Genomic DNA, 25229 nt, shown 5'->3' with positions numbered 1-25229 from the left:
CGCCTCGGGGTCAGAGGCGCTCGTTGACGGTGGCCGTCAGGGCGAGGGGGATGGCGACGACGAGGGCGAGGGCGAGGACCGCGACGCCCGAGTCGTTGACGAGCAGCCCGATGACCGCGGTGGCCAGCGCGCCCGCGAGACCGGCCCGCAGCAGCGGCGCCCGCTCGAACGTCCGGTGCAGCGCTCCGCCGCCGACCCGGCCGGGCCTGCGCAGCGCCACCACCAGGAAGCCGATCCCGGCCAGCACGATCGGCACCAGCGTCGGGTTGCGGAACGTCCTGGCCATCGCGAGGAACTTGCGCTCCACGACCGGGCCCGCGTGCCCGTGCGACAGATCGCCGAAGAACCGGCCCAGATGGGTCTGCTCGACGGCGGGGCGCAGATGGTCGAGGAAGGCGACGCCGAGCACGATGACCCCGCCGACCGCGCAGAACAGGGCCAGCCTGGCGGGGGAGACGCTCTTGCCCGCCGCCATCAGCGTGACGATCGCGAGCCCGGGGACGATCGCGATCACGCCGCCGAAGTCGGCGCCCCACATCGGTGCCCCGTCCAGGGCCATCGCCGCCAGGCACAGGACGGCCATGACGGTGACGGCCGTCCCCCGGCCGTGGCCGCGCCGGGTCAGGCCGTGCGCGATGCCCGCGGCGGCGAGGAAGGTCGAGGTCGCGAACACCGCGAACGCGATGTTGCCGAGGCCGTAGTAGCGCCCGCCGACCAGCGGGGAGTAGCCCATGAGGCTGTAGGTCTGCAGCGGGGTGCCTGCGAGGAGGTCGACCGCGATCGTCAGCGCCGTGATCCCGGCGACGACCGTCCCGGGGCCGAGCAGCGAGCGCCGCCAGGGCCCGGCGAGCGCCACGGTGACGATCGCCGCGTCGCACAGGGCGATCCCGCCGAGCAGCGCGGCCTTGGGGGAGCCGCTGGTCATCCACGGGAGCAGGTTGACCAGATAGGTCGAGGCGGGGACGGCGGCGCTGGCCAGCGCGACGGCCAGGACGCGGCGCCGCCCGCGCAGCCCGTCCCTGCGCAGGAGCAGCGCGGCCAGGACGAAGAAGGCGACCTGGGCGATGACGAGCCCGGTGAAGAAGCGGGGCAGGACGGTCCGGTAGGTCTGCGCGCCGACGTCCTGCCCGGCGAGGTCCCGGACGGCCGCCGCCTGGTCACGGTCGCGCGGGGCGCCCGGCCGCAGGGCCCGGCCGATCGCCTCGTCGGGGACGGTGATCCCGGCGGCCGTCAGGAGCGTCGCGGTCAGGTCGGGGGTGATGACCGTCCCGTCGCGGCGGGTGGAGTCGGAGGTGAGGGAGCGTCCCGCGGGGAAGCCCGCGCCGGTCACGGCCAGCGCCCGCAGCCGGGGCGTCGCGGTGACCGGGTGGGCGAGATCGCCCGTGCCGTCGGACAGGCCCGCCACCAGGACCGTCGCGGACGGGGGGACCAGGGCCAGGACCTCCCCGAGCCGGACGTCGGCCGCCCGGACCGCCGCGGGGTCCTCGGGGGAGCGCAGCACCTCGTCGAGATCGACGACGGTGATCGCGCAGCCGGTCCTCATCCCGGTGACGGCGGGGGAGTAGTGGTCGAGCGCGCCCCGGGCGTCGGCGACGGCGAGCGCCGCGCCGGGCCCGACGGCGCTGGTGCAGCCGCCCGCGGCGTGGACGGTCTCGCCGAGCAGCCCGACCGGTGCCTGGAAGCGGCCCTCGAGGTTGCGCCTGCGGGTCTCGGCGTAGCCGGGCAGGGCCGTGCCGCCGATGCCGGGGACCGTCTCGGGCAGCGTGGCGCAGGCGCCCCCGTCGCGGGCCGCCCGGGCCCCGGCCGAGACCGTCAGCCAGGCGTCGATCGGGCAGGCGACGGTTCCGAGGGTGCGGACCGACAGCGCCGCGGTGTCCCCGTTCGCCATGACCTTCCACAGGTGGGGCGTGTCACGGGCGTTGACCTGGTCCCAGCGGAGCGCGGGGATGCCGACGAGCACCGCGGTGCCGGACGGCGCCGTGGTCGCGGAGGCCCGGCCGCCGGAGGCGCAGAGCAGCAGGGGAAGGAGGAGGAGCAGGAGGACGGAGGTCCGTACGCGCACGAGGCGGAGCGTAGCGCCTGGCGTAACGGATATGTCGGAATCAACCCCGTGTTCAGCTCGGGTTGATCAGCTGTCCTCGCCCTGGTCCTTGGGGCGGGTGGTGCGGATGCGGATACGGCCCGAGTCGAGGTCGGGACGGTTGCCGCCGGTGCCGGCCTGCTGGAGGTCGTCGTGGCGGCGGAGCTTCTCGGCCTCCTGCTCCTGGAGCTGGATCTTCTTGGCACCGCTGAAGGCCGCGTGCAGGTCCTCGAAGATCCCCGCGCCGAACCCGGCACCGGCCTCGCCGTCGCCGCGCAGGGACTGCATGAAGCTGCCGTTCTTGGTCTCCTCGGTGCCCGTGGCCTCCTGGGCCCATTCGGGCACGGCCATCTTGGCCTCGAGCTTGGCCTGCTGCTCGGCCTTCTTGGCCTTAGCCTCGCCCTGCTGGACGATCTTGCCTGAGGGCCGCTTGCGGCGGCGGAACGGTGACTTCACGCACTCTCCAACGTATCGACGCTCCGGTTTGATCCCCGGGTGCGTGACCTGACACCCCCGACTGTATGACTCGGTGCCGGGATCCCGGAAGACCGGTGCGAAACCACGATAACCTGCGAGACGTGCGTCTCTCCGAACTCATCCAGATGATCGAGGGCCGATTCGAGCCCGTCTGGGCGGAGTCCTGGGACGCCGTGGGCCTGGTCTGCGGCGACCCGGACGCCGAGATCTCGTCGGTCCTGCTGGCCGTCGACCCCGTCGCCGAGGTGATCGACGAGGCGCTCACCGGAGGCGCCGAACTCGTGATCACCCATCACCCGCTTTTTCTGCGCGGAGTGAACAGCGTCGCGGCCACCACCCCGAAGGGCCGCACCGTCCATCGGATGATCAGAGCGGGCGCCGCCCTCTACACCGCCCACACCAACGCCGACGTCGCCGCACCGGGAGTGTCGGACGCGCTGGCCAGGGCCGTGGGCCTCACGGGGCCGCTGCGGCCCCTCAGGCCGTCGCAGGACGACCCGCGGCGCGGTCTGGGCCGGATCGGCGAGCTCGACCGTGCCGTGCCCCTGCGGGAGTTCACCGCGCGGGCCGCCGCCGGCCTGCCGAAGACCTCCTGGGGGGTGCGGGCCGCCGGTGATCCCGAACGGCCGGTGCGCACCGTCGCGGTGTGCGGCGGGGCGGGCGACTCGCTGATCGAGACGGCCAGGGCCGCGGGAGCGGACGTCTACCTCACCTCCGACCTGCGGCACCACCCCGTGTCGGAGTCCCTCGCGACGGGCCCCATGGCACTGGTCGACGCCGCCCACTGGGCCACCGAGTGGCCTTGGCTGGTCGATCTGTCCGCATTCCTCGATCCCGTAGTGAAGACTCGAATCTCCACGCTGGTCACCGACGCGTGGTCCCATGCAGTTGAAGGAGTTCAGTGAAAGCCGCACCCCAAGACCAGCAGCGTCTACTCGACCTGCAGGAACTGGACTCGAGCCTGGCCAGGCTGGCGCACCGCAAGCGCACCCTGCCCGAGATCGCCGAGATCGCCGCGCTGCAGGGCAAGGCGGACGAGCTGCGCACCCGGCTCGTGAACGCGCAGACCGACCTCCTCGACCTCGACCGCGAGCAGGCCAAGGCCGAGCAGGACGTCGAGCAGGTCCGCGCCCGCGCCGACCGCGACCAGAAGCGCCTGGACTCGGGCCTGGTCACCTCCGCCAAGGACCTGTCGGGCCTGCAGTCCGAGCTGACCTCGCTCCAGCGCCGCCAGGACGAGCTGGAGGAGGTCGTCCTGGAGATCATGGAGCGCCGGGAGATCGCCGAGGCCAAGGTCACCGAGGTCCAGGCCGAGAAGGCCGACCTCGACGCCACGCTCGGCGAGCTGGACACCGCCAGGACCAAGGCCGAGCAGGAGATCGACGGCGAGTCCGGCCTGACGGTCAGCGCCCGCGCGGGCGTCGCCACCGACATCCCTGCCGATCTTCTGGGCCTGTACGACAAGCTGCGCGACCAGTTCGACGGCGTCGGCGCCGCCGCCCTGCTGCGCGGCCAGTGCCAGGGCTGCCGCCTCGCCCTCAACACCTCCGACCTCAACCGCATCCGCGCCGCCGCGCCCGACGACATCGTCCGCTGCGAGGAGTGCCGCCGCATCCTCGTCCGCACGGCGGAGTCCGGCCTTTGACCGGACGCAGGCTGATCGTCGAGGCCGACGGGGGATCACGGGGCAACCCGGGCCCCGCCGGCTACGGCGCCGTCGTCATGGACGCGGCGACGGGCGAGGTGCTGGCCGAGGCCGCCGAGTCCATCGGCAGGGCCACCAACAACGTCGCCGAGTACCGCGGCCTGATCGCCGGCCTGGCGGCGGCCGCGGCCATCGACCCGGCCGCCGCGGTCCTGGTCCGCATGGACTCCAAGCTGGTCGTCGAGCAGATGTCGGGCCGCTGGCAGATCAAGCACGCCGACATGAAGCCGCTGGCCGCCCAGGCCCGCGGCCTCGCCTCGGGCTTCCCCGCGATCACCTACGAGTGGATCCCGCGGGCCGACAACGCCCACGCCGACCGGCTGGCCAACGAGGCCATGGACGCCGCGGCCAGGGGCGGCCAGTGGTCGCCGCGCGAGCCCGACCCGGCCCCCGCCCCGCCCCAGAAGGCCGGCTGGGCCCCGCCGACCACCGAGCCGACGCGCACCCTCCTGCTCCGCCACGGCCAGACCCCGCTGTCGGTCGAGCGCCGCTTCGCCGGCATCGGCGACATCCCCCTGACGGACTTCGGCGTGGCCCAGGCCAAGGCCGCCGCCGCCCATCTCAGCAGCGTCAAGATCGACGTCATCGTCGCCTCACCGCTGCGCCGCGCCCAGGACACCGCCGCGGCCGTCGCCGAGCTGACCGGCGCCGAGATCCACACCGAGCCGGGCTTCCGTGAGACGGACTTCGGCCTCTGGGAGGGCCACAGCTTCGCCGAGGTCCAGTCCCGCTGGGGCGACGAGCTCGACGCGTGGTTCGCCGACCCCGACTTCGCCCCGCCCGGCGGCGAGTCCTTCGCCGAGGTCTCCCGCCGCGTCACCACGGCCAGGGAGGAGCTCCTGGCCCGCCACCCCCGCCAGACGGTCCTGGTGGTCTCCCACGTGACCCCCATCAAGATCATGGTCCAGTTCGCCCTGGACGCCCCCAACACGATCCTCTACCGCCTCCACCTCGACACGGCGTCCCTGTGCACCGTCGACTGGTACGCCGACGGCCCGGCGGTCGTCCGCTCCCTCAACGACACCCACTACCTCCCGGCCCTGTAGCCGCAGCGGCGGCGACCGCAGACGCCGAAGGCCGCGTCCTGAGACGCGGCCTCCGGTGATGCGGCGGACGAGCCGGCGTGTAAGCCGGGTTCTGTCCCGGGCGTGAGCCCGGTGGCGGTCATCCATCTACGGCCGTCGTTGCCGGCGGCCTCTAGCGACCTACCCGTGCGCTCGGGCGGGCAGCCCTTCGAGGTCCGAGGACCCGCACGCACTGTCTGGTCTTGCTCCGGGTGGGGTTTACCGAGCCGCCCAAGTCGCCTTGGGCGCTGGTGAGCTCTTACCTCACCGTTTCACCCTTACCGCGGCCGAGGCCGCGGCGGTCTGTTCTCTGTGGCACTGTCCCGCGGGTCGCCCCGGGTCGGTGTTACCGACCACCCTGCCCTGTGGAGCCCGGACTTTCCTCGGCGGGGGCGAAACCCCCGACGCGACCGCCCGGCCGACTCGTTCGCCGTGCCCTCCATCCTAGGGCCTGGGGAACGAGGGAGGGGCACGGCCGTCCGGCCGTGCCCCTCCCCTGGAGCGTTCTACGTGCGGCCTACTTGGCGGCGCTCTCGATCACCGACTGCTCCTTGGGGCGGTCCGACCCGGCGGCCAGGACGAACTCGGCCCTCGGCTGCTCGATCATGCCGAGCGAGACGGTCTCGCGCTTGAAGAACAGCGAGAGGGTCCAGTCGGCGACGACGCGGACCTTGCGGTTGAAGGTCGGGACGCAGCTCAGGTGGTAGGTGCGGTGCATGAACCAGGCCGCGAAGCCGCGCACCTTGACCCCGTAGACGTGGGCGACGCCCTTGTGGAGGCCGAGACCGGCCACCGAGCCGACGTAGGCGTGGCGGTAGGGCTTCAGGGCCTTGCCGCGGACGGCCGCGACGAGGTTGTCGCCCAGGACCGTGGCCTGGCGGACGGCGTGCTGGGCGTTGGGCGCGCAGGTCTCGCCCTCGTCCTTGGTCAGGTCGGGGATGGCGGCGTTGTCACCGGCGGTGAAGGCACGGACCGTTCCCTCGATCTGGAGGAACTCGTTGCCCTTGACCCGGCCGCGCTCGTCGAGCGGCAGGTCGGTGGACTTGAGCATCGGGCTGGCCTTCATGCCGGCCGTCCACACCAGGGTGTTGGTGTCGAACTCGGTGCCGTCCGAGAGCACGATGTGCTTGTCGACCGCGGAGTTGAGGAAGGTCTTCAGCTTGACCTCGATGCCCCGGCCGCGCAGCTGCTCGGCGGTCCACTTGCCGAGCTCGGGGCCGACCTCGGGCAGGATCTTGTCGGCGGCCTCGACCATGACCCAGCGCATGTCTGCGGCGCGCAGGTTCGGGAAGTCCCTGATCGCGTCCTTGGCCATGTCCTCCATCTCGGCCAGGGCCTCGACACCGGCGAACCCGCCGCCGACCACGACGAAGGTCAGCGCCTTCTTGCGGAGTTCGGCGTCGTCGGTCGTGGCGGCGATGTCCAGCTGCGCGAGCACGTGGTTGCGCAGGTGGATGGCCTCACCGATGGTCTTGAAACCGACGCCGTTCTCGGCCAGTCCGGGGATCGGGAGGGTGCGCGACACCGCGCCCGCGGCCATCACGAGGTAGTCGTAGGAGATGCGCTTCGGCGGCCCGTCGACCGGCTGGATGATCGCCCAGCGCTCGGCCTGGGAGAGCTCCGTCACCCGGGCGGTGACGATGTTGACCTGCGGCAGCACCTTGCGCAGCGGCACGACGACGTGGCGCGGCGAGATGTTGCCGGCGGCCGCCTCGGGGAGGAACGGCTGGTAGGTCATGTAGGAAACGGGATCGACGATCGTGACCTTGACGTCTCCGCGCTTCAGTTCGCTCTTCAGCTTCTTCTGGAGGCGGAGCGCGGTGTAGAGCCCCACGTAGCCGCCACCGACGATGAGGATGTGCGGGGCTTCGGGGTTCTGTTCCGGCCTGCTGGCCATCTCGGGCTCCTAGAGAAGTTCGTTAACCAAGGCGTCACCTTGTGAAGACATTCACAATCTAGCCCAGTTGAGTGGGTCTGTACCAAGGTCCAACCACGAAAGAACATCAAATCTTCCCGTAACCGCAAACATGGAGCGGTCTACACGCGTGAACTAGGCCACAAATTCTCTCGGCATCAAGATGGTGGGGCCGTCCGCATGACTAACGTCACAAGGCGGAGCGCCGCGCCCGTTGGCCGTATGGTTGTCGGATGCAGATCACCCCGGTTCGGGCCACCGCATGCGCGGCTGCCCTTGCCCTGTCAACGGGTCTGGTTTCCGGCTGCGGCATCATCGGCAGCGGATCCGGCGGCGGAGAGACCGCGGAGTTCACCGTCAGCTCGCAGGCTTTCAGCGACCTGAAAGACATTCCGCCAAGGTACGCCTGTTCCGCTTATCGTGGTCAGGGCAAGACTCCGCCGCTCCACTGGTCCGGTGTCCCCGACGCGAAGGCCTTCGTCATCGTCATGGACGACCCGGACGCTCGCGGGGGCACCTATATTCACTGGGTGCTGTCCAACCTGGAAGGCACGACCCTCGACATGGTCGAGGGGCAGCAGACCCCGCCCAAGGCGATCGTCGGCGAGAACTCGGACGAGAAGCGGGCCTACGAGGCGCCCTGCCCCCCACAGGGGCAGCGTCACAGGTACCGCTACACCGTGTACGCGCTGAAGGAGCCGATCCCGGCGGGTGACGCCGTGAAACTGAAGAAGTCCCTGCCCGCCATCGCGAGCCGCAGTATCGCTCGCGGTCGGATCACCGGATATCTCGGGCAGTCGAAGGGGTCCTGAAGTCCCGTCGACCGGTGGCGAAAACTGCGGAGATCGTGTGAAGGTGGTAGGCGGACGAACACGGGGCCTGTCACCGACCGGACCTTCGCGCTGGACCATGGGCATTGGGTGGAGCGATGATTTTTCTCGTAGTGGGCGGCTTGCTGCTGCTCGTCGTCCTGGTCGTGGTGCTCGTCGTCCTCGGTATGCGCGCCGGACGCCGGGCCGAGGATGACGACGACTGGATGAGCGACGAGCCGCAGGCGCAGCGCGCCCGGCTGGCCGAGCAGGCCGCCGAGCAGCCCGGCACCGGCTTCGACCTCCGTGTCGCCGGCACTCCGATGCCCGCCCCGACCGGCGAGGCCCCCAAGCCCCGCCGCAGCGGCCGCGCGAACGAGCAGATGGAGGACGACGACTACTGGGCGACGATCACCTTCGACAAGCCCAAGTTCCCCTGGCAGCACGACAACGGCCAGGACCCCTCCGCCGAGGGCCCCGACCCGCTCGCCGCGGCCGCCCAGCGCCCCGAGCCGGTCCACGCCGCCCCCGTGGCCCCCGCCGCCTCGACCCAGGCGATGCACCTGCCCGCGGGCCAGCACGCCCAGGCCGACGACGGTTACGGCGACCAGTACGGTGACGGCCAGTACGGCGACGGGCAGTACGGCGACGGGCAGTACGCCGACGGCGACCAGTACGGGAACGACCAGTACGCCGACACCGGCTACGGAGACGGCTACTCCGACGAGTACGCCGCCGACCCCTACGCCAACGAGCACGAGCCGCACGACGTCCCCGTGGCCGGCGGCTACGACCCCGACCCGCTGCCCGTCACGCCGCTGCGGCCCGACCCGCTGGAGCCGTCCGCGCTCGACTGGCAGAACAGCGAGCCGCTGACCCGGTTCGACCAGCCGCCGGTGCGCCCGTTCGAGCCCGCGGCCCCGGCCGCCTACGAGCCGCCGTCCTACGACAAGCCGGCCACCCCGTCCTACGAGCCCGCCGCGGCCTCCTACGACACCCCGTCCTATGAAACCCCGGCCTACGACAAGAAGCCCTCCTACGAGACCCCCTCGTACGAGACTCCTTCGTATGAGCAGCCGAGCTACACCGCGCCGCGTCCGGCCGACCCGCTGGGCCTGCCCGACCCGTTCGCGCGCCCCGCGGCCGAGAGCCGCGACCCCGAGGCCACCCAGGCCTATCCGGCCGTGCCGAGCGCGCCGCTGGGCGGGGCCCCGCTGTCGACGACCGGCCCGCTGTCGCCCCCGGCGCTGAGCGGCCCGCTGAGCACCGGCCCGACCCCCGCCTACAGCCCGGCCCCCGCGGCGTCGGCGGAGCCCGGCTTCGACACCGACGGCCACCGCCTGCCCACCGTGGACGAGCTGCTCCAGCGGATCCAGGCCGACCGGCGCAAGGACGGCCCCTCGCCCGCCACCCCGTCCTACTCCTCCGGCTCGCTCACCGACCCGCTGAACGACCCGCTGCTGTCCGGCGACCGCGACGCCTCGGCGTACGGCTCGTCCTGGTCGTCCTCCGGGACGTCCGGCGGCTCCTCCTACTCCTCGGGCTCCTCCTCGTCCTACGGCGGCGAGAGCTACCCCAGCGCCCCCGCCTACGGCGCCGAGCCCGCCCGCTACGACGACCCCCTGCCGGGGCAGGGCGCCGGATCCGGTTACGGATCGTCGGCGTCCGCGACGGGCGGCCAGGAGGCCGGCCGGTACACCGACTTCACCGGCAGCAGCTTCAACGGCGCGGCGGGCGACCCGCAGCAGGAGCAGCAGTCGTCCGGCTACTACGCGGGCGAGCAGGGCTTCTACGGCGCGCCGACGGGCGACACTCCCGGGTATCCCGCCGCCCCCTACGGCGAGCAGAATCCGCGTCCTTCGGATGAATGGGACACCTACCGTCAGCATCGTCCCTGATCGGCCCACGGTGAGCTGATCTTCTGTGGTTCGATACGTCAGGTGACGATCGAGACACAGAAAGTAGTGGCGCGGCTGATCGCGCCCCGCCAGGACGTGCCCGCTTCGTTCGTGGTGTTCCTGGTGGCCATTCCACTGTCGCTCGGCATCGCGGTGGCGTCCGGCGCCCCCGTGGCGGCCGGGCTCATCGCCGCGGTGGTCGGCGGCATCGTCGTGGGGCTCCTGGGCGGTTCGCCGCTCCAGGTGAGCGGTCCCGCGGCGGGCCTGACGGTCATCGTGGCCTCAATGATCCAGACCTACGGGTGGCAGGCCACCTGCGCGATCACCCTGTGCGCGGGGGCGCTCCAGATCGCGCTCGGCGCCTGCCGGGTCGCCCGCACGGCCCTGGCGGTCTCACCGGCCGTGGTCCACGGGATGCTCGCCGGGATCGGCGTGGTGCTGGTGCTCGCGCAGATCCACATCGTGCTGGGCGGCACCCCGCAGCACTCGGCGCTGGAGAACCTGAGCGAACTGCCGGGGCAGCTCGTCGCCCACCACTCGGCCGCGGTCCTGATCGGGCTCCTGACGATCGGGGTGCTGCTGGCCTGGGAACGGCTGCCGTTCCGTGCGGTGCCCGCGCCCCTGGTGGCGGTGGCGTTCGCGACGGCGGTCTCCTGGTTGTTCGCGTTCGACATGCCGCGTGTCGACATGCCCGGCGGGCTGTTCGACGGCTGGGTCTTCCCGGCCCCGCCGGACGCCCCGCTCGCCGATGTTCTCGGCGCGATCGTGTCCGTGGCGCTCGTCGCCGGGGTCGAGTCGCTGCTGTGCAGCGTCGCGGTGGACAGGATGCGGCCGGCCGGAGTGGCGCGCAGCGACCTGGACCGGGAGCTGATGGGGCAGGGCGCGGGCAACCTCGTGTCGGGGTTCCTCGGCGGGCTGCCGATCGCGGGCGTGGTCGTCCGCAGCACGGCCAACGTCCGGGCGGGCGCGCTGACCCGGGCCTCGACGGTCCTGCACGGGACGTGGGTGCTGGTCCTCGCGCTGTCGTGCGGGGGAGTGATCGAGATGATCCCGCTGTCCGCGCTGGCGGCGCTGCTGGTCGCCCTGGGCCTGCGGATGATCGACCGGAGTCACCTGCGCGGCCTTCGGCCGCACCGGGAGACCTGGATCTACTGGCTCACCCTGGCCGGGGTGGTCGTCCTGGGGCTCGGCGAGGGCGTCCTGCTGGGGATGGGCCTGGCGGCCTGCCTGGCGCTGCGGCGGCTGACCAGGGTGTCGGTCAAGACCGAGCAGCGGGACGGCCGGTGGCACGTCGTGGTGTCCGGATCGCTGACGTTCCTCGGGGTGCCGAAGCTCGTCCAGGAGCTTCAGGACATTCCGGCTGGTGTACCCGTCGACCTCGACCTTGATGTCGATTTCATGGACAATGCGGCGTTCGACACTATTCATACCTGGCGTCTTTCTCATGAGCGTCTGGGCGGTAAAGTCGACATCGATGAGGTACATGAGTCGTGGTACGAGAACGCCGTGACGGGCGAAGCGTCCCCGTCGCGCAAGTCCGGTGCGGGCGTCCGGTGGTGGGCGCCCTGGTCGCGGCGTGACCGCGACAAGGATCCGGCACTCGATGTCGCCTCGCCCCGCGAGGTACTCCTGGCGGGGGTCCGTGAATATCACGGGCGGACCGCTCGGCTGGTCAGGCCGATCATGGTCGAGCTCGCCCAGGCCCAGACGCCCGATCATCTGTTCATCACCTGCGTCGATTCGCGTGTGGTGCCGAACCTGATCACCGCGAGCGGCCCCGGCGACCTGTTCATCGTCCGCAACGTCGGCAACATCGTGCCCCGGCACGGGACCCGGGTGCACGACGACTCCGTCATGGCGGCCGTCGAGTACGCCACCTCGGTCCTGGACGTCAAGACGATCACCGTCTGCGGGCACTCGCAGTGCGGCGCGATGGCCGGTGTCCTGGCCGGGGGCGGCGAGGTCGAGCACTTGCCGCACCTGTCGAACTGGCTGCGCCACGCCAACCACAGCCTGAGCCGCTTCCTCGAGGGCGCCGACCTCGACTCCGATCTCGCCGACGGCCCGACGCCGCTGGCCGGGCTCTGCCATGTCAACGTCATGCAGCAGCTCGACAACCTGCTGAGCTACCCGTGGCTCAAGCACAAGGTCGACGCGGGCGAGCTGGAGCTCGTCGGCATGTACCTGGACCTGGAGACCGCCAAGGTCGAGATCCTGGACGCCGAGTCCCGCAAGTTCCTGTCGGTCCCCGACCGGGTTCCGCCCGTCGCGGACGACGACGCGGGGGCGACCAGTCGGGTCTGAGTGGGACAATCCACTCGTGCGGGTGGGGATTCTCGGTCCCCTGGAGATCACCTCCGGGGGACGTCGGACGGAACTCGGGGGCGCGCGGCTGCGCGTCCTGCTGACCGTGCTCGCCCTCGCGGGCGGGCGCGTGGTCAGTGCCGAACGGCTGATCGACGACCTCTGGGAGGACGATCCGCCCGCCGGAGCCACCAACGCGCTCCAGTCCCTGGTCTCGAGGCTGCGTTCGGCGATCGGCCGCGACGCCGTGGAGTCCCACCCCAACGGCTACCGGCTCAACGCCGAGGTCGACGCCGCCGAGTTCGAGGCCAGGGTCGGCGAGGCCCTGCACGGCGCGCCCCTGCCCGCCGGACGCCGCGCCGACGCCCTGCGCGAGGCCCTGGAGCTGTGGCGCGGCTCGCCTCTCCCGGACGCGGGCGGCCTGCCTTTCGCCGAGGCGCCCGCCGCCAGGCTCGAGTCGCTGCGCCGCGCGGCCGTCAGGGGCCGCATCGAGGCGGAGCTCGAACTGGGCCGCCACGCCGAGCTGGTCCCCGAGCTCGGGGCGCTGTCGGCCGCCGACCCCCTGGACGAGGGGGTCGCCGTGCTGCTGATGAAGGCGCTGTACGGGGCGGGCCGCCAGGCCGACGCCCTGGAGGCCTACGGAACCGCCAGGGACGCCCTGGCCGAGACGCTGGGCGTCGAACCCTCACAGGAGCTGGCCGACGCCCATCTGGCGGTCCTCAGGCACGAGCTGCCCGGGCCGTCCGCCCGGGCGGCGCCCACGAACCTGAAGACCCGGCTGACCAGCTTCATCGGCCGCGACGACGACCTCGCCCGGATCGGCGAACTCGTCGGCGGCCACCGGCTGGTCACCCTGACGGGTCCCGGCGGCGCGGGCAAGACCAGCCTGTCGCAGGAGTCGGCGCGGCGGATCCTGGATCGGATGCCGGACGGAGCCTGGGTGGTCGAGCTGGCCCCGGTGACCGACCCCGCCGAGGTGCCGCAGGCCGTCCTGACCGGGCTCGGGCTGCGCGAGGTCGGCCTGATGGCGGCGGTCGGCGCCCGGTCGGTGCCGACCGGCGAGTCCGTCGACGCCCTCGGCCGGCTGTGCATGGCCCTGCGCGGCAAGCGGCTGCTCCTGGTGCTCGACAACTGCGAGCACCTCGTCGACACCGCCGCGAAGATCGCCGACCGGGTCCTCGCCGAATGCCCCGGGGTGCGGATCCTGGCCACCAGCAGGGAGCCCCTGGCCATCACCGGTGAGGCGCTGTGGCCGGTCGAGCCGCTGGAGCTGCCCTCACCGCTGGCCGGCGTCGCGGAGGCGGAGGGCTCGCCCGCGGTCCGGCTGTTCGTGGAGCGCGGCGCGGCGGTCCGCCCGGGGTTCGCGCTGGCCGGCGGCAACGTCCGCGACGTCGTACGGATCTGCCGCGAGCTCGACGGGATGCCGCTCGCCCTCGAACTGGCCGCCGCCCGGATCCGGGTGCTGCGCCCCGACCAGATCGCCGACCGGCTCTCCGACCGTTTCCGGCTGCTCACCAGCGGCAGCCGCACCGCGATGCCGCGCCACCAGACCCTGCGCGCGGTCGTCGAGTGGAGCTGGGAACTGATCACCGAGGACGAGCGGACGCTGTGGCGCAGGCTCGCCCTGTTCGCCGGAGGCGCCACCCTGGAGTCCGCCGAGGACGTCTGCGACCTGCCCGACACCCTCGGGGCCCTCACCGGGCTCGTCGACAAGTCCCTGCTGCTGGTCACCGACGCCGGCCGGTACCGGATGCTGGAGACCATCCGCGAGTACGGCATGGAGCGCCTGGCCGAGGCGGGTGAGGTCGGCGTGATGCGCCGCCGGTACGCCGAGCACTTCACGGCCTTCGCCGAACGGGCCGAACCGGAGATGCGCCGCCCCGACCAGGTCCGCTGGCTCCAGCGGCTGGCGGCCGAGCACGACAACCTGCACGCGGCGCTGCGCTGCGCCACCCAGGCGGGCGACGCGCCCACCGTCGCCCGGCTGTGCGCCTCGCTCGGCTGGTACTGGTGGATGCGCTCGCACCGGCGCGAGTGCGCCGAGGCCGTCTCGGCCATGTCCGCGATGCCGGGCCTGCCCGAGGATCTGACGACCGCCCTGGCCTACGCGGTCGGCGGGATGGCCTCCTTCGGCAGCGCCCGCGATTTCGACGAGGTCAGGGGATGGATCGACGAGGCCGACCGGATCATGGCGATCGCCGGGCGGCCCGTGGAGCATCCGCTGCTGCGCATGATGACCCCGCTGGTCAAGCTGATGTCCCAGAGCCCCGGCGCGATGGTGCTCGACCAGATCGCCGAGCTGTTCACCGCCGACGACCCGTGGCTGCGCGGCATGGCCCGGATCATGTTCGGGCAGGTGCGGATCAACCTGGGCCGGATCGAGGGGGCCGAGGAGCACTACAGGCTGGGCCTGGCGGAGTTCCGGGCGACGGGCGAGCGCTGGGGCACCTCCTTCGCGCTGACCTCCCTGGCCGAGCTCGTCTCCTGGCGGGGCGAGCACGCCAAGGCCGTCCGGCTGTGCGAGGAGGCCATGCGGATCGCCGAGGAGTTCGGCACCCAGGACCACGATCCGATGATCAACGTCCGGCTGGCCAAGCAGCTGTGGCTGGTCGGCCGGCGGGACGAGGCCACGACCCTGATCGACGAGGCGATGCGCGTCGCCGACCGGCTCGGCGACCCCGAGAGCATGGCCTACCTGCACTACCTGCTGGCCGAGTTCGACCGGCTCAGGGACGATCCGCGGACCGCCCTGATGCGGCTCGACCGCGCCCTGGAGCTGTGCCTGCCGCTGGCCGGGCCGCCCCAGTTCACCGCCCTGATCATCAGCTGCCGGGCGATCGCGTACGCCCGGCTCGGCGACTTCGCCGCCGCGGAGGCCTGCCTGGACGAGGCGTTCGTGAGGGCGTTCGAGGCGGAGGACTATCCCGTCATCGCCTCCGCGGCGATCGGCGAGGCCTTCCTGGTCTGGCTGCGCGACGGCGACGCCGCCAGGACCGCGACGCTCATCGGCGCCGCCGACAGCATCCGGGGCACCCGGGACCTGTCGTCCGCGGAGACCGTCGCGCTGGAGGCCGAGGTGCGCGCCGCGCTCGGGCCGGACTACGCGGAGGCCTACGGCCGGGGGAGCGGCGTCGACCTGGACGGCTTCAGGCTTCTGGTCGCCGGTCGGCCAGGAACGGCGTGACCCAGCCGGGGGTCACCGTCCCCGCCAGCCGGAGGGCGTCCTCGGCGGCGAGGTCGAGCGCGTCGTAGGCGCCGCCGCCCGCGCCGACGGCGACCGTCAGGGTGGCCAGGCCCGCCCGGCGCTGGAACAGGCTCTGGCGCAGCTTCCAGCCCACGACGGCGGGATGCTCGATGATCTGCTGGCGCCGGGTGAGGGAGCCCGACCTGAACGTCAGGCGGAAGCCGTCGGTGGCGTGGCCGAGCTGGCGGTGCCGGTCCAGGCCCAGGGGGACCGCCGCGACCGAGGCCAGCAGGGCCGCGACGGCCAGCCACGAGGGTCCGGTGAACAGCGCGACGGCCGCGAGGGCCAGCGGAGGGCCGACCGCGCGGGTCAGCCGGCGGGTCCTGGCGGCGGGCGGATGGGGCACCAGCGGCCCCGGCCGCGGCCCGGTGACCTCGGCGGCGACCGCCAGGGCCGCGGAGCGCGGCGCGGTGGGGAACAGGGTGCCGCGGTGCTCGGCGTCGCCCAGACCCGTCACCAGGGCCGTCAGCCGGACGACCCCGGCCACGCGTTCGAGGGGATTGTCGCGCAGCTCGACGCCCCGGATGCGGCGGCGCTCCAGCGTGACCGTCCGCCGGGTGAGCAGCCCGCGCTCGGCGACGACCGAGCCGGGGCCGTCGGCGCGCAGCGTGAAGTCCCAGTTGAACAGGGCGAAGACCACGACCGACGCCAGCGGCATCGCCAGCACCAGCACCGCGAAGACGGCCAGGACCAGCCCGCGCGGCAGGCCGACGACCCGGTCGCCGAGATGGGTCATCGTGCCGGTGCTGATCAGGCCGAACTCGTCGCCGAGGTTGTACAGGGTGCCCAGCGCGCTGCCGGCCAGCGCGAACGGGGTCAGCAGGTAGGCGCCGCTGAGCGGGGCGTACCGCAGCCAGGCGGACTCGGCCCTGGCCAGGACGTGGTCCTCGGGGTCGGCCCCGGACGGCAGCAGCAGGGTCCGCAGCCGCATCGCCTCGCGCCGCGACACCGCGTCCAGGACGCCCTCGTCGCCGCCCGCCGCGGCGTCGATGCGGACCACGGCCAGCCCGAGCAGCCGGTGCGCGAGGCCGGCGGTGATGTCGACGCCCCTGATCCGCTCGATCGGGATGGTCTTGACCGACCGGCCCACCAGGGCCCGGCGCAGCTCGATCCGGTCGGTACGGACGGTGTAGGTGAAGGTCAGCCAGCGGACGGCCTGGTGGACGACGCCGAAGCCGAGGGCGACGAGCGCGAAGTAGACCCCCGTGCCGAACCCGCCGATGGCCAGGGCCGTCACCGCGACGGCGATCAGTGCGGCGAACTCCCGGAAGGCGCCGACGATCCAGGCGCGGGGATCGAGCCGGCGGACGTCGTCGATGGCCGGCGGGGCCGTCTCCGAGCGCATCAGGTGGCGTCGTCGCGCAGGGCGTGGGCCCGGGCGGCGAGCTCGGACGCCAGGGACGTCGCGGCGGTCAGCGGCAGCCCCGACAGCTCGGAGGAGCCCTCGTGCGAGGCGGTGCTGATCCGCAGCGTGGCCAGATCGAGCAGGCGTTCGAGCCAGCTCTGCTCGGCGTCGACGGTCTGGATCCGGCTGACGGGCACCAGCAGCCACTCGCGGTTCAGCCAGCCCGCCTGGGTGTAGACCACGTCGGAGCTGACCTCCCAGCGGTGCACCCGGTACCGCCAGTACGGGACGACCGCCGCCAGCACCAGCGAGACCCCGGCGACGGTCCAGGGCAGCCAGCCGAACCGCCAGGACCAGCGGGCCTGGTCCGCCCACTGGGCGAGGCCGAAGGAACAGGCCGTCAGGACCACGCCGCCGATCACGTGTTCGATCGTCCACTTGACCATGGCGCGCGGGGAGACCCTGTGCGCAGGGTTTCTCAGCATGGTCACGGGCCCACCTTATGCGGACGGAGGGCCGCCGCCGCGGAATGTCAGACCCTCTTCGTACTGTGGTGATGTGGCTCTCCGTACCCGCGGCCACTCTCAGCGCGCTGTCAGCGCCGTGACAGCGGAGCCCGGAAGACTAGAGCCGTAACCGAGATCCAGAGGAGACACCCATGACATACGCCATCCAGGCAGAAGGTCTGGTGAAGAGCTTCGGGGAGACCCGGGCACTCAACGGGGTGAGTCTCTCCGCCCGCGCCGGATCGGTGCTGGGCGTCCTGGGCCCCAACGGTGCGGGGAAGACCACCGCCGTCCGCGTCCTGGCGACCCTGATCCAGCCGGAGGGCGGTCATGCGACCGTCGGCGGCTACGACGTCGTCAAGGACGCCCACCAGGTCCGCCAGCTCATCGGCCTCACCGGCCAGTACGCGGGCGTCGACGAGATGCTGACCGGCGTCGAGAACCTGCTGCTGATCGGCAGGCTCCTGGGGATGCCCAAGGCGGAGGCCAGGGGCCGCGCCGAGGAGCTGCTGGAGCGCTTCGACCTGTGGGACGCCCGCGACCGCGCGGCCAAGACCTACTCCGGCGGCATGCGCCGCCGCCTCGACCTGGCCGCCTCGCTGGTGGGCCGCCCGGCCGTGCTCTACCTCGACGAGCCCACCACAGGGCTCGACCCGCGCAGCCGCAACGGCCTGTGGGACATCGTCCGCGACCTCACCGGCGAGGGGGTGACGGTCCTGCTCACCACCCAGTACCTGGAGGAGGCCGACCAGCTCGCCGACGACATCGTGGTCATCGACCGCGGCACCGTCATCGCCGAGGGCACTCCCGACCAGCTCAAGATGCAGGCGGGCGGGCAGCGCCTGGAGGTGCGGCCGGGCAAGGACTCCGACACCGAGACGACCAAGCTGGTCCTCGCCGATCTGACCGGGGCCATCCCCGAGATCCACGGCGGCCTGGTGAGCGTCCCGATCAAGGACACGGCGATCATGCCGGTCGCGGTCAGGAAGCTCGAGGAGGCCGGGGTCGCGGTCGAGGAGCTGGCGCTGCGCAAGTCCAGCCTCGACGAGGTGTTCTTCGCCCTGACCGGCCACACGGCCACCGACGAGACGACCGACGACGACATCAAGGAAGGAGCGGGCGTATGACCGCGGTGACGCTCCCGGCGCCCCAGCTCAGCAAGCGCGTGTCGCTCGGCGAGACCATGCGCAACATCTTCACCCTCGCCTGGCGCGGGCTGGTGCAGATCAAGCACAACCCCATGGAACTGGTCGACCTGAGCATTCAGCCGATCATGTTCGTGCTGCTGTTCGCCTACGTCTTCGGGCCCTCGATCGGCGGCAGCGTCGAGGCCTACCTGCCGGTCCTGATCCCCGGGATCATCGCGCAGAACGCGCTGTTCGCGTCGATGAGCACCGGGTTCGGGCTGAACATCGACGTCACCAAGGGCGTGTTCGACCGGTTCAGGAGCCTGCCGATCAGCCGGACCGCGCCGCTCGCGGGCCGCATCCTCGCCGACACCGTCAAGCAGGCCTGGTCGATGGCCATCCTGCTGATCGTCGGTGTGATCATCGGCTACCGGGTGCACGGCGGGTTCTGGGGCGTCCTGGGCGCCTTCGGGCTGCTGCTGGCGTTCGCGCTGATGTTCGCCTGGGTCTCCGTCCTGGTCGGACTGTCGGTCGACGCCCCGGAGAAGGTCCAGGTGTTCGGCTTCACCGCGATCTTCCCGCTGACCTTCCTCAGCAACGCCTTCATCCCCAGCGGCGAGGGCATGCCGAGCTGGCTGAAGTACTTCGTGGACCACATCAACCCGATGACCCATCTGGTCACGGCGATCCGCGGCCTGCTGAACGGCACCGGGCCGATCCTGCGCCCGTCGGTGATCGCCCTGGCCTGGGGCGTCGGCATCGCGGCCGTGTTCATTCCGCTGTGCCTGCGCGCCTTCAAGCGGCGCGTCTGATCCGCGGCGGGGGAGACCGGCCCGGAAGTACCTAAGCGGTGCGGATTCCCCCTCGGGACGATCTCGTTAGATTCGGATCACGAGATCGGCCCCGAGGAGGACCGCATGAAGGCTTACGGCATCGCCCGCGTCGGAGAGATCGCCCCCCACCCGGAGATCGGCGAGTACCTGCGCCGTATCGACGAGACCCTCGCCCCCTTCGAAGGCAGGTTCCTGGTCCACGCCTCCCCGTTCCAGGTCGTCGAGGGAGACTGGCCCGCCGGCGGCGTGATCATCATCGAGTTCCCCGATTCCGAGGCCGCCCGCGCCTGGTACGCCTCGGACGCCTACCAGGCGATCCTGCCCTTCAGGACCCGCCACATCCAGATGGACGTCATCCTCGCCGAGGGCGTCCCCGAGCCCTACAGCGCCGCCGAGACCGCGGACAAGCTCGGTTTCTGACCCTCAGGCGGCTCCTCCGCGGCCCGCACGGCCCCAAAGCGCCGTCCCCGGGCCCGGGGCACCACGGGGCCGCGAGAACGCCGGAAGGCCCCGCTCCTTCGAGGAGCGGGGCCTTCCGGCGTCTCACGATCAGTCGGGCCTGCGGGCGCCGAACATGATCTCGTCCCACGAGGGGACGCTGGCGCGGCGGTTGCGCGCCGGGCGCTTGCGGGGCCGGGGCTCCGGCTTGGCCGGCGGCGGTTGAGGAGCGGGCGCCGGGGCGGCGGCGGCCGGGACCTTGGGCTGCTCGGCCGATGGTTCGGGAGCCGGTGCGGGCTCGGGAACCGGGGCCGGTTCTGGGATGTCCTCGTGCACGGTGACCGGCTCCTCGACCTCGGGCTCCTTGGGCTGGGCCGGGGGGAGGGGGGAGGGGGTGACCGGGGCTGGGCTTTCGGGGACCTCCGCGACGGGCGCGGGCTCCGGCTCGGGGGCGGGTTCAGGGGTCCGTTCGGCGACCGGTTCGGGCTCGGGCTCCGGGACCGGATCGGGTTCGGGGACCCGCTCCGCGACGGGCTCGGGTTCCGGAACGGGCTCGGGCTCCGGCGGCGCGGGGACCGGCTCGGGCTCGGGGATCCGGGCCACCGGGACGGGCTCGGGCTCGGGTTCCGGCTCCGGGACCGGCTCGGGAACCGGGGCGGCGGGCTCGGGCTCGACGATCCGGGCCACCGGCGCGGGCTCGGGGGCGGACGCCTCCTGCTCGGCCAGCGACTCCAGGAGCGCCTCGACGAGGTCGGGGTCGGGGAGGACCGGCTCAGGGGCGCGGGGCGGCGTGCTGGAGACGGCCGAGCGGTGCACGGCAGGCGGGGTGACGGTCTCGGACTCCAGCGGGCCCGCCGCCGGCGGTGGGGAGGAGGCGGGGTCGGGGAGCAGGTAGGAGTCGAGCTCGGCCAGCTCGCTGAGCTCGGGCAGCTCGGTACGGGACTCGCGCTGGAAGCGCTCGGGGGTGTACAGCTCGGGGCTGAGGGACTCGTCGGAGGGGCGGGGGGCGAAGGGGCGTCCGGGAGCGAAGTCGCGGCGCTGATCGGAGACGATCTTCATCGCGGGACGGCGCAGCGGGGTGACCTCGGCGGGCGGCGGCGGAACCTCCTCGACGAGCGCGACGAGCCGGGCCGCCTCGTCGTCCAGGGCGGTGATGATCCGGCGGCGCGGGTCGAACTTCCACTCGGCGGCGTGCGGGCGGCCGGCGTCGTAGAACGACAGCCGGACCTGCCAGGAGTTGTCCTCGCACTTCCAGGCGTCCCACTGGACCTCTTCGAGATCGGCGCCGCGGCGGCCGAGGCGCTCCTCGACGATCTCGCCGAGCGGAGGGCCCGCCGTCGGCTCGCCCGGCGTGCGGACGACGCACCGCTGCGCCTGCTGGGCCATGTACTCCCGCTCCTGGAGAACAGGGCCCTCGAACCAGCGGACCCGTTCGACGGGGATGCCGGCCGATTCGGCGATCTCCTCGGCGGTCTCACCGGCCCGGATCCGGGCCTGAATCTCCTTGGGGCGCAAAGGACTCTCCACTTCGATCTCGAACTGACCGAGACGGGAGAAGTGCCCACGGACCGCGGCACGCAGCCGGTCGTCCACGGGCAGGGTGAACCGAGTGCCTCGTCCGGCGGTGGCCAGAACGAGGTACGAACCGTCCTCGCTCACCGCCACGAGGCGCAGCTCCTGCATGCGTGTCCTTCCCAGCCTTGTCCCCGGCCCTTGCACCGTCCTTGCGACAGCGGGCGCATGCGTGCCCTTCTCCCCCGAGGTCTCCCCGGCGATACCGGGCCGACCTCAGCAGTCTCTCGCTAAGGACACGCCTGCTGCCAGCACCGTACCCGGCATGTCCGAACATCGTCGTCCCGAATCCGCCGCCGTTCCACGCGGTGTGAGTGTGGTCACCGGTTTCGGCGGGCGGACGCGGGAATGCAGTTGTTCTCCTCCCGGAGTCAGCATGCCTTGACCGCACCTCTCACGGGGCCGCCCTGCCGTTTTCTTGTGCATCCTTTTCCCCGACCGTCGGCTGATCGCCGGTCTCCTGACGTGCGGGAACGTCGCTGAGTTGTGATTAGTTGGGTAACCGGGTGGTTGGCAGCGTCTAGACCGAAATGGGGGACTTTCATGTCTCGTCCCAAGCTGGATCTCAGCGGGACGCAGGTGGTCGCCGGAGTCCTGGCGACCACGACGGCGGCGATCGCCGCCTCGAAACTCGGCACCGCGGGCACCCTCCTGGGCGCCGCGATCACGAGCGTCGTCTCGACCGCGGGCGGCGCGGTCTACAAGCACTACCTCGACCAGAGCAAGGAGAGGGTCGTCTCGGTGATCGGCACGTCCCCGGGCCGGTCCGCCGAGGCGACCTCGATCATCCCGGCGTCGCCGCCCGAGGAGACCCGTCTCGACCTGGTCCTCGACCCCTCCCGCCTGGACCCCGCCCACCTGGACGCGACCCGCCTCGACCTGCCTCCCGCCCGACCCCCTGCCCGGCGGACCGCGGCGTCCTGGTGGCGCGGCCGCTGGGCCCTCTACCTCGGCCTGGCCGCCGCCGTGTTCGTCCTGGTCATGGGCGGCATCACGGTCGCGGAGCGGGTGATGGGCAACTCGCTGTCGGGCGTCGTCAACAACGAGCAGGCCAAGAGCGGGACCTGGGGCGGCGGCTTCGACAAGGGGGAACCGGAGAAGAAGGACCCCTCGCCCGCGCCGACGACCGGTGAGCCGACCACGGACCCCACGGTCACGCCGGAGCCCACCGCCCCGGCCACCACAGCCCCGCCCACGACCCCGCCCGCCACCCCCGCCCCGGAGCCGAGCACCCCGGACGGGCAGGACCCCGCGCCGGGCACCACGCCGTCGCCGCAGAAGTCCCCGGCGCTCCAGGACGCACCGGTCACGGTCACCCCGGCGCCCTGACGGGCCGTGGCCGGTCAGGCGCCGAGGACCCGGCGGGTGTAGGGGTTGAGGAAGCGGCGGTCGGGGTCGAGCTCGTCGCGCGTCTTGGCGAAGTCGCCGAACCGCGGGTAGACCTGCTCGAGGTAGGCGGCGTCGCGGGTGTGCATCTTGCCCCAGTGGGGACGGCCGCCCAGCGACGTCATGATCTCCTCGACGCCCTCGAAGTAGGCGGTGTGGTCGAGGGGCCGGTACATGTGGATCGCGATGAACGCGCTGCGCCGCCCGTGCGCCATCGACAGCCAGGCGTCCTCGGCGGGCAGCAGCCTGACCTCGACGGGGAAGCTGACCTGCCAGCCGCGGCGGTCGAAGGCCCTGCGCAGCTCGCGGAGGGCGGCGTCGAGGTTCTCGCGCGGGATCGCGTACTCCTGCTCCCTGAACTTCACCGTCCGGGAGGCGGTGAAGACCTTGTAGGAGGTGTCGGTGTAGGTCCGCTCGCCGAGGAGCTTCGCCGAGATCCCGTTGACCGTTCTGATCGTCTTGGGGAACGCCTTGGTGAGGCGCTGGGCGGCGCCGAAGACGGTGTTGGACAGGAATTCATCGTCCAGCCACGCCTTGACGGCCCCCAGCGGCGCCCGCGGCCCCTCGACCCGGTTGTTGCGCTTGGTCAGGCAGCCCTCGCTGTGCGGGAACCAGAAGAACTCGAAGTGCTCGTTGTCGTGGTCGAGCTCGTCGAGCCGGTTCAGCACCTCGTCCCAGGTCATCGGCGCCTCGTGCGCCTTCAGCAGGAACGCGGGGACGGTCTGCCAGGTGATCGCCGTGACGATCCCGAGGGCGCCGAGGCCGACCGTGGCGGCGTGGAACAGCTCGGGACGCTCGGTCCGCGAGCAGGTCACCACGCTCCCGTCGGCCAGCACGAGCTCCAGGCCGACGATCTGGGAGGCGAGGCCGGCGGCGTCGCGCCCGGTGCCGTGGGTGCCGGTCTGGGAGGCGCCGGCGAGGGTCTGCTCCTGGATGTCGCCCATGTTGGCCAGGGCCAGGCCGTGCTCGTCCAGCAGCTGGTTGAGCCTCCACAGCGGGAGCCCGGCCTCGGCGGTGACGAGCCCGGAGGCGGTGTCGATCGACCGGACGGCCGACAGCCCGCCGGGCCTCAGCATGACGCCCTCGGCCACCGCGGCACCGGTGAAGGAGTGGCCGGTGCCGGGCATGCGCACGGTGAGGCCGTCCTCGGCGGCCCGCCGCACGGCGGCGGAGACCTCGTCGGTCGAGCGGGGACTGAGCACTCGCGCGGGGGTGACCTGGTGGTTACCCGCCCAGTTGCGCCACGTTTGCTGGGACATGGAAGGACTTTAGCCGCCGGTATTCATGAAGAAAATTCATGTTTAATCTTGTTGTCGAACCGTGACCCGCCGAGAAGCCCGGCCAGTACGGCCGCCAGCCCGGCGGCGAAGGCGAAGGTAAAGGATGCCGAGGCCCCGCTGAGGTCGATCAGCTGGCCGCCGATCGACGACCCGAGCGCCACCCCCACCCCGATGGCCGCGCCCGACCAGCCGAGCCCCTCGGTGAGCTGCCGTTCGGGCGTCATCGCCTCGACCAGGCCGTACGCCGGGATGATCGTCGGCGAGATCGCCAGCCCGGCGAAGAAGATCATGACCATCAGGAGCGGCAGGCTGCCGATCAGGCCCAGCGGCAGCAGCCCGGCGGTCAGCAGGCCGAGCCCGATCCGGAAACGCGCGCTCAGCGACCGCTTCCAGTGGCGGGTGCCGTACCAGAGCCCGGCCGTCCCGCTGCCGAGCGCGAAGCAGGCCAGGACGGCCCCCGACAGCGCCTTGCGCCCCTGCTCGTCGGCGAAGGCGATCGCCCCGACGTCGGCGGAGCCGAAGACCATCCCGAGCATCAGGAAGACGGTGATCACGACCGGCATGCCGCGCAGCCGCAGCACGCTCCGGCCGCCGCCCTGCTCGCGGGGGCGCGCGGGCGGCTCGCTGGCCCGCTGGCCGGCCAGGGCCAGGCAGCCGACGAGGGTGAACAGCCCCGCCGCCAGGACGCCCGCCGCCGGATAGATCACCGTCGCCAGCACGCTGACCAGCATCGGCCCGCACACGAAGACGACCTCGTCCAGCACCGACTCCAGCGAGTAGGCGCTGTGCAGCGGCGGTCCGCCACCGGCCAGCAGATGGCTCCAGCGAGCCCTGATCATGGCGCTGAGGTTGGGGGAGGTGATCCCGGCCAGCGCCGCGGCGGGGAAGAGGGTCCAGTCGGGGGCGCCGAGCTCGGCGCACATGATCAGCGCGACGATCATGAACGCGTTGGCCGTGACCATCGGGACCAGCACCCGGCCCTGCCCGTGCCGGTCGACCAGCCGCGAGGTGAACGGTGAGAACGCGGCCCAGCTCAGGGCGCAGGTCGCCGAGACCGCACCGGCCAGCCCGTAGGACCTTCCGGTCCCGGTGACCATGAGGACGATGCCGATGCCGAGCATGGACATCGACATGCGGCCGACGAAGCTGGCAGGGATGAACGCCCGCGCACCGGGCACGGCGAACAGAGCACGGTACGGATTTGCCATGAAAAAGCCCCCTCAAGATCACGGTACAGGGTCGCCCT

At 72.3% G+C, this 25229-nt stretch carries 19 protein-coding genes and 1 other RNA gene; 11 read left to right on the top strand and 9 right to left on the bottom strand.

What is annotated here, in order from left to right:
- Positions 1 to 10 precede the first annotated feature (10 nt).
- Positions 11 to 2062, bottom strand: a complete 2052-nt coding sequence (locus ABD785_RS20655) for a hypothetical protein (protein WP_344830725.1) — start codon at positions 2060 to 2062, stop codon at positions 11 to 13.
- Between the two features lie 66 nt (positions 2063 to 2128).
- Positions 2129 to 2536 (bottom strand): DUF6191 domain-containing protein, encoded by a 408-nt coding sequence (locus tag ABD785_RS20650; protein WP_344830723.1) that lies wholly within the window; start codon positions 2534 to 2536, stop codon positions 2129 to 2131.
- Between the two features lie 122 nt (positions 2537 to 2658).
- Between ABD785_RS20650 and ABD785_RS20645 the strand changes: the two genes are divergently transcribed.
- From ABD785_RS20645 to ABD785_RS20635, 3 genes are read left to right on the top strand one after another with little or no spacing between them, the layout of a single operon-like run.
- Positions 2659 to 3462 carry a Nif3-like dinuclear metal center hexameric protein gene (locus ABD785_RS20645; protein ID WP_344830720.1) on the top strand — a complete coding sequence of 268 codons (804 nt, stop codon included), beginning with the start codon at positions 2659 to 2661 and terminating at the stop codon, positions 3460 to 3462.
- Positions 3459 to 4202: a zinc ribbon domain-containing protein gene (locus ABD785_RS20640; RefSeq protein WP_344830717.1), complete on the top strand. Its 744-nt coding sequence runs from the start codon at positions 3459 to 3461 to the stop codon at positions 4200 to 4202. The genes ABD785_RS20645 and ABD785_RS20640 overlap by 4 nt, the downstream gene beginning before the upstream one ends.
- Positions 4199 to 5308, top strand: a complete 1110-nt coding sequence (locus ABD785_RS20635; protein WP_344830715.1) for a bifunctional RNase H/acid phosphatase — start codon at positions 4199 to 4201, stop codon at positions 5306 to 5308. Before ABD785_RS20640 ends, ABD785_RS20635 begins: the two co-directional genes overlap by 4 nt.
- Positions 5309 to 5372: 64 nt before the next feature.
- Here the strand turns inward: ABD785_RS20635 and rnpB are convergent.
- Together rnpB and ABD785_RS20625 are read right to left on the bottom strand one after the other, a co-directional pair.
- Positions 5373 to 5752: RNase P RNA component class A (gene rnpB / locus ABD785_RS20630), an RNA gene on the bottom strand.
- A 91-nt stretch (positions 5753 to 5843) separates the two neighbouring features.
- Positions 5844 to 7223, bottom strand: a complete 1380-nt coding sequence (locus ABD785_RS20625) for an NAD(P)/FAD-dependent oxidoreductase (protein WP_344830713.1) — start codon at positions 7221 to 7223, stop codon at positions 5844 to 5846.
- Between the two features lie 251 nt (positions 7224 to 7474).
- Between ABD785_RS20625 and ABD785_RS20620 the strand changes: the two genes are divergently transcribed.
- From ABD785_RS20620 to ABD785_RS20605, 4 genes are all read left to right on the top strand, one after another.
- Positions 7475 to 8053 (top strand): YbhB/YbcL family Raf kinase inhibitor-like protein, encoded by a 579-nt coding sequence (locus ABD785_RS20620; RefSeq protein ID WP_344830711.1) that lies wholly within the window; start codon positions 7475 to 7477, stop codon positions 8051 to 8053.
- Between the two features lie 116 nt (positions 8054 to 8169).
- Positions 8170 to 9948 (top strand): hypothetical protein, encoded by a 1779-nt coding sequence (locus ABD785_RS20615; protein WP_344830708.1) that lies wholly within the window; start codon positions 8170 to 8172, stop codon positions 9946 to 9948.
- 42 nt (positions 9949 to 9990) lie between these two features.
- Complete coding sequence (locus tag ABD785_RS20610; RefSeq protein ID WP_344830707.1) at positions 9991 to 12252, top strand: SulP family inorganic anion transporter; 2262 nt, start codon at positions 9991 to 9993, stop codon at positions 12250 to 12252.
- Between the two features lie 16 nt (positions 12253 to 12268).
- On the top strand, positions 12269 to 15436 hold the full coding sequence (locus ABD785_RS20605; protein ID WP_344830705.1) for an ATP-binding protein: 3168 nt from the start codon (positions 12269 to 12271) through the stop codon (positions 15434 to 15436).
- Here the strand turns inward: ABD785_RS20605 and ABD785_RS20600 are convergent.
- Positions 15399 to 16841 carry a PH domain-containing protein gene (locus ABD785_RS20600; RefSeq protein WP_344830702.1) on the bottom strand — a complete coding sequence of 481 codons (1443 nt, stop codon included), beginning with the start codon at positions 16839 to 16841 and terminating at the stop codon, positions 15399 to 15401. The genes ABD785_RS20605 and ABD785_RS20600 overlap by 38 nt on opposite strands.
- Entirely contained in the window at positions 16841 to 17326 is a 486-nt protein-coding gene (locus ABD785_RS20595; protein WP_344830931.1) for a PH domain-containing protein, read from the bottom strand. The genes ABD785_RS20600 and ABD785_RS20595 overlap by 1 nt, the downstream gene beginning before the upstream one ends.
- Positions 17327 to 17499: 173 nt before the next feature.
- On the opposite strand from ABD785_RS20595, the gene ABD785_RS20590 reads away from it, so the two are divergent.
- From ABD785_RS20590 to ABD785_RS20580, 3 genes are all read left to right on the top strand, one after another.
- Positions 17500 to 18474: an ATP-binding cassette domain-containing protein gene (locus tag ABD785_RS20590; RefSeq protein WP_344830699.1), complete on the top strand. Its 975-nt coding sequence runs from the start codon at positions 17500 to 17502 to the stop codon at positions 18472 to 18474.
- A complete protein-coding gene (locus tag ABD785_RS20585) occupies positions 18471 to 19286 on the top strand; it encodes an ABC transporter permease (protein ID WP_344830696.1) in 816 nt (271 codons plus the stop codon). Before ABD785_RS20590 ends, ABD785_RS20585 begins: the two co-directional genes overlap by 4 nt.
- A gap of 105 nt (positions 19287 to 19391) precedes the next feature.
- On the top strand, positions 19392 to 19727 hold the full coding sequence (locus tag ABD785_RS20580; protein WP_344830693.1) for a DUF1330 domain-containing protein: 336 nt from the start codon (positions 19392 to 19394) through the stop codon (positions 19725 to 19727).
- Between the two features lie 129 nt (positions 19728 to 19856).
- Here ABD785_RS20580 and sepH read toward each other — a convergent pair whose 3' ends face one another.
- Positions 19857 to 21428, bottom strand: coding sequence for a septation protein SepH (gene sepH, locus ABD785_RS20575; protein WP_344830690.1), 1572 nt, complete (start codon positions 21426 to 21428; stop codon positions 19857 to 19859).
- Positions 21429 to 21860: 432 nt separating this feature from the next.
- Between sepH and ABD785_RS20570 the strand changes: the two genes are divergently transcribed.
- Positions 21861 to 22646 (top strand): hypothetical protein, encoded by a 786-nt coding sequence (locus tag ABD785_RS20570; protein ID WP_344830687.1) that lies wholly within the window; start codon positions 21861 to 21863, stop codon positions 22644 to 22646.
- A gap of 14 nt (positions 22647 to 22660) precedes the next feature.
- On the opposite strand, the gene ABD785_RS20565 is transcribed toward ABD785_RS20570, so the two are convergent.
- Positions 22661 to 23962 (bottom strand): D-arabinono-1,4-lactone oxidase, encoded by a 1302-nt coding sequence (locus ABD785_RS20565; protein ID WP_344830684.1) that lies wholly within the window; start codon positions 23960 to 23962, stop codon positions 22661 to 22663.
- 23 nt (positions 23963 to 23985) lie between these two features.
- Positions 23986 to 25191 carry an MFS transporter gene (locus ABD785_RS20560; protein ID WP_344830680.1) on the bottom strand — a complete coding sequence of 402 codons (1206 nt, stop codon included), beginning with the start codon at positions 25189 to 25191 and terminating at the stop codon, positions 23986 to 23988.
- Between the last annotated feature and the right edge of the window lie 38 nt (positions 25192 to 25229).

This window comes from Actinocorallia longicatena, assembly GCF_039534125.1.
GTDB lineage: Bacteria > Actinomycetota > Actinomycetes > Streptosporangiales > Streptosporangiaceae > Actinocorallia > Actinocorallia longicatena.
Note: the sequence above shows the minus strand (reverse complement) of the source record. Positions and strands in the feature narration are given on the sequence as shown.

What these genes read in the sequence shown, in the direction of transcription:
- ABD785_RS20625 (WP_344830713.1), bottom strand. Translation starts at nt 7,223, where the DNA reads ATGGCCAGCAGGCCGGAACAGAACCCCGAAGCCCCGCACATCCTCATC.
- ABD785_RS20580 (WP_344830693.1), top strand. Translation starts at nt 19,392, where the DNA reads ATGAAGGCTTACGGCATCGCCCGCGTCGGAGAGATCGCCCCCCACCCG.
- ABD785_RS20585 (WP_344830696.1), top strand. Translation starts at nt 18,471, where the DNA reads ATGACCGCGGTGACGCTCCCGGCGCCCCAGCTCAGCAAGCGCGTGTCG.
- ABD785_RS20570 (WP_344830687.1), top strand. Translation starts at nt 21,861, where the DNA reads ATGTCTCGTCCCAAGCTGGATCTCAGCGGGACGCAGGTGGTCGCCGGA.
- ABD785_RS20600 (WP_344830702.1), bottom strand. Translation starts at nt 16,841, where the DNA reads ATGCGCTCGGAGACGGCCCCGCCGGCCATCGACGACGTCCGCCGGCTC.
- ABD785_RS20590 (WP_344830699.1), top strand. Translation starts at nt 17,500, where the DNA reads ATGACATACGCCATCCAGGCAGAAGGTCTGGTGAAGAGCTTCGGGGAG.
- ABD785_RS20595 (WP_344830931.1), bottom strand. Translation starts at nt 17,326, where the DNA reads ATGCTGAGAAACCCTGCGCACAGGGTCTCCCCGCGCGCCATGGTCAAG.
- ABD785_RS20620 (WP_344830711.1), top strand. Translation starts at nt 7,475, where the DNA reads ATGCAGATCACCCCGGTTCGGGCCACCGCATGCGCGGCTGCCCTTGCC.
- sepH (WP_344830690.1), bottom strand. Translation starts at nt 21,428, where the DNA reads ATGCAGGAGCTGCGCCTCGTGGCGGTGAGCGAGGACGGTTCGTACCTC.
- ABD785_RS20615 (WP_344830708.1), top strand. Translation starts at nt 8,170, where the DNA reads ATGATTTTTCTCGTAGTGGGCGGCTTGCTGCTGCTCGTCGTCCTGGTC.
- ABD785_RS20565 (WP_344830684.1), bottom strand. Translation starts at nt 23,962, where the DNA reads ATGTCCCAGCAAACGTGGCGCAACTGGGCGGGTAACCACCAGGTCACC.
- ABD785_RS20560 (WP_344830680.1), bottom strand. Translation starts at nt 25,191, where the DNA reads ATGGCAAATCCGTACCGTGCTCTGTTCGCCGTGCCCGGTGCGCGGGCG.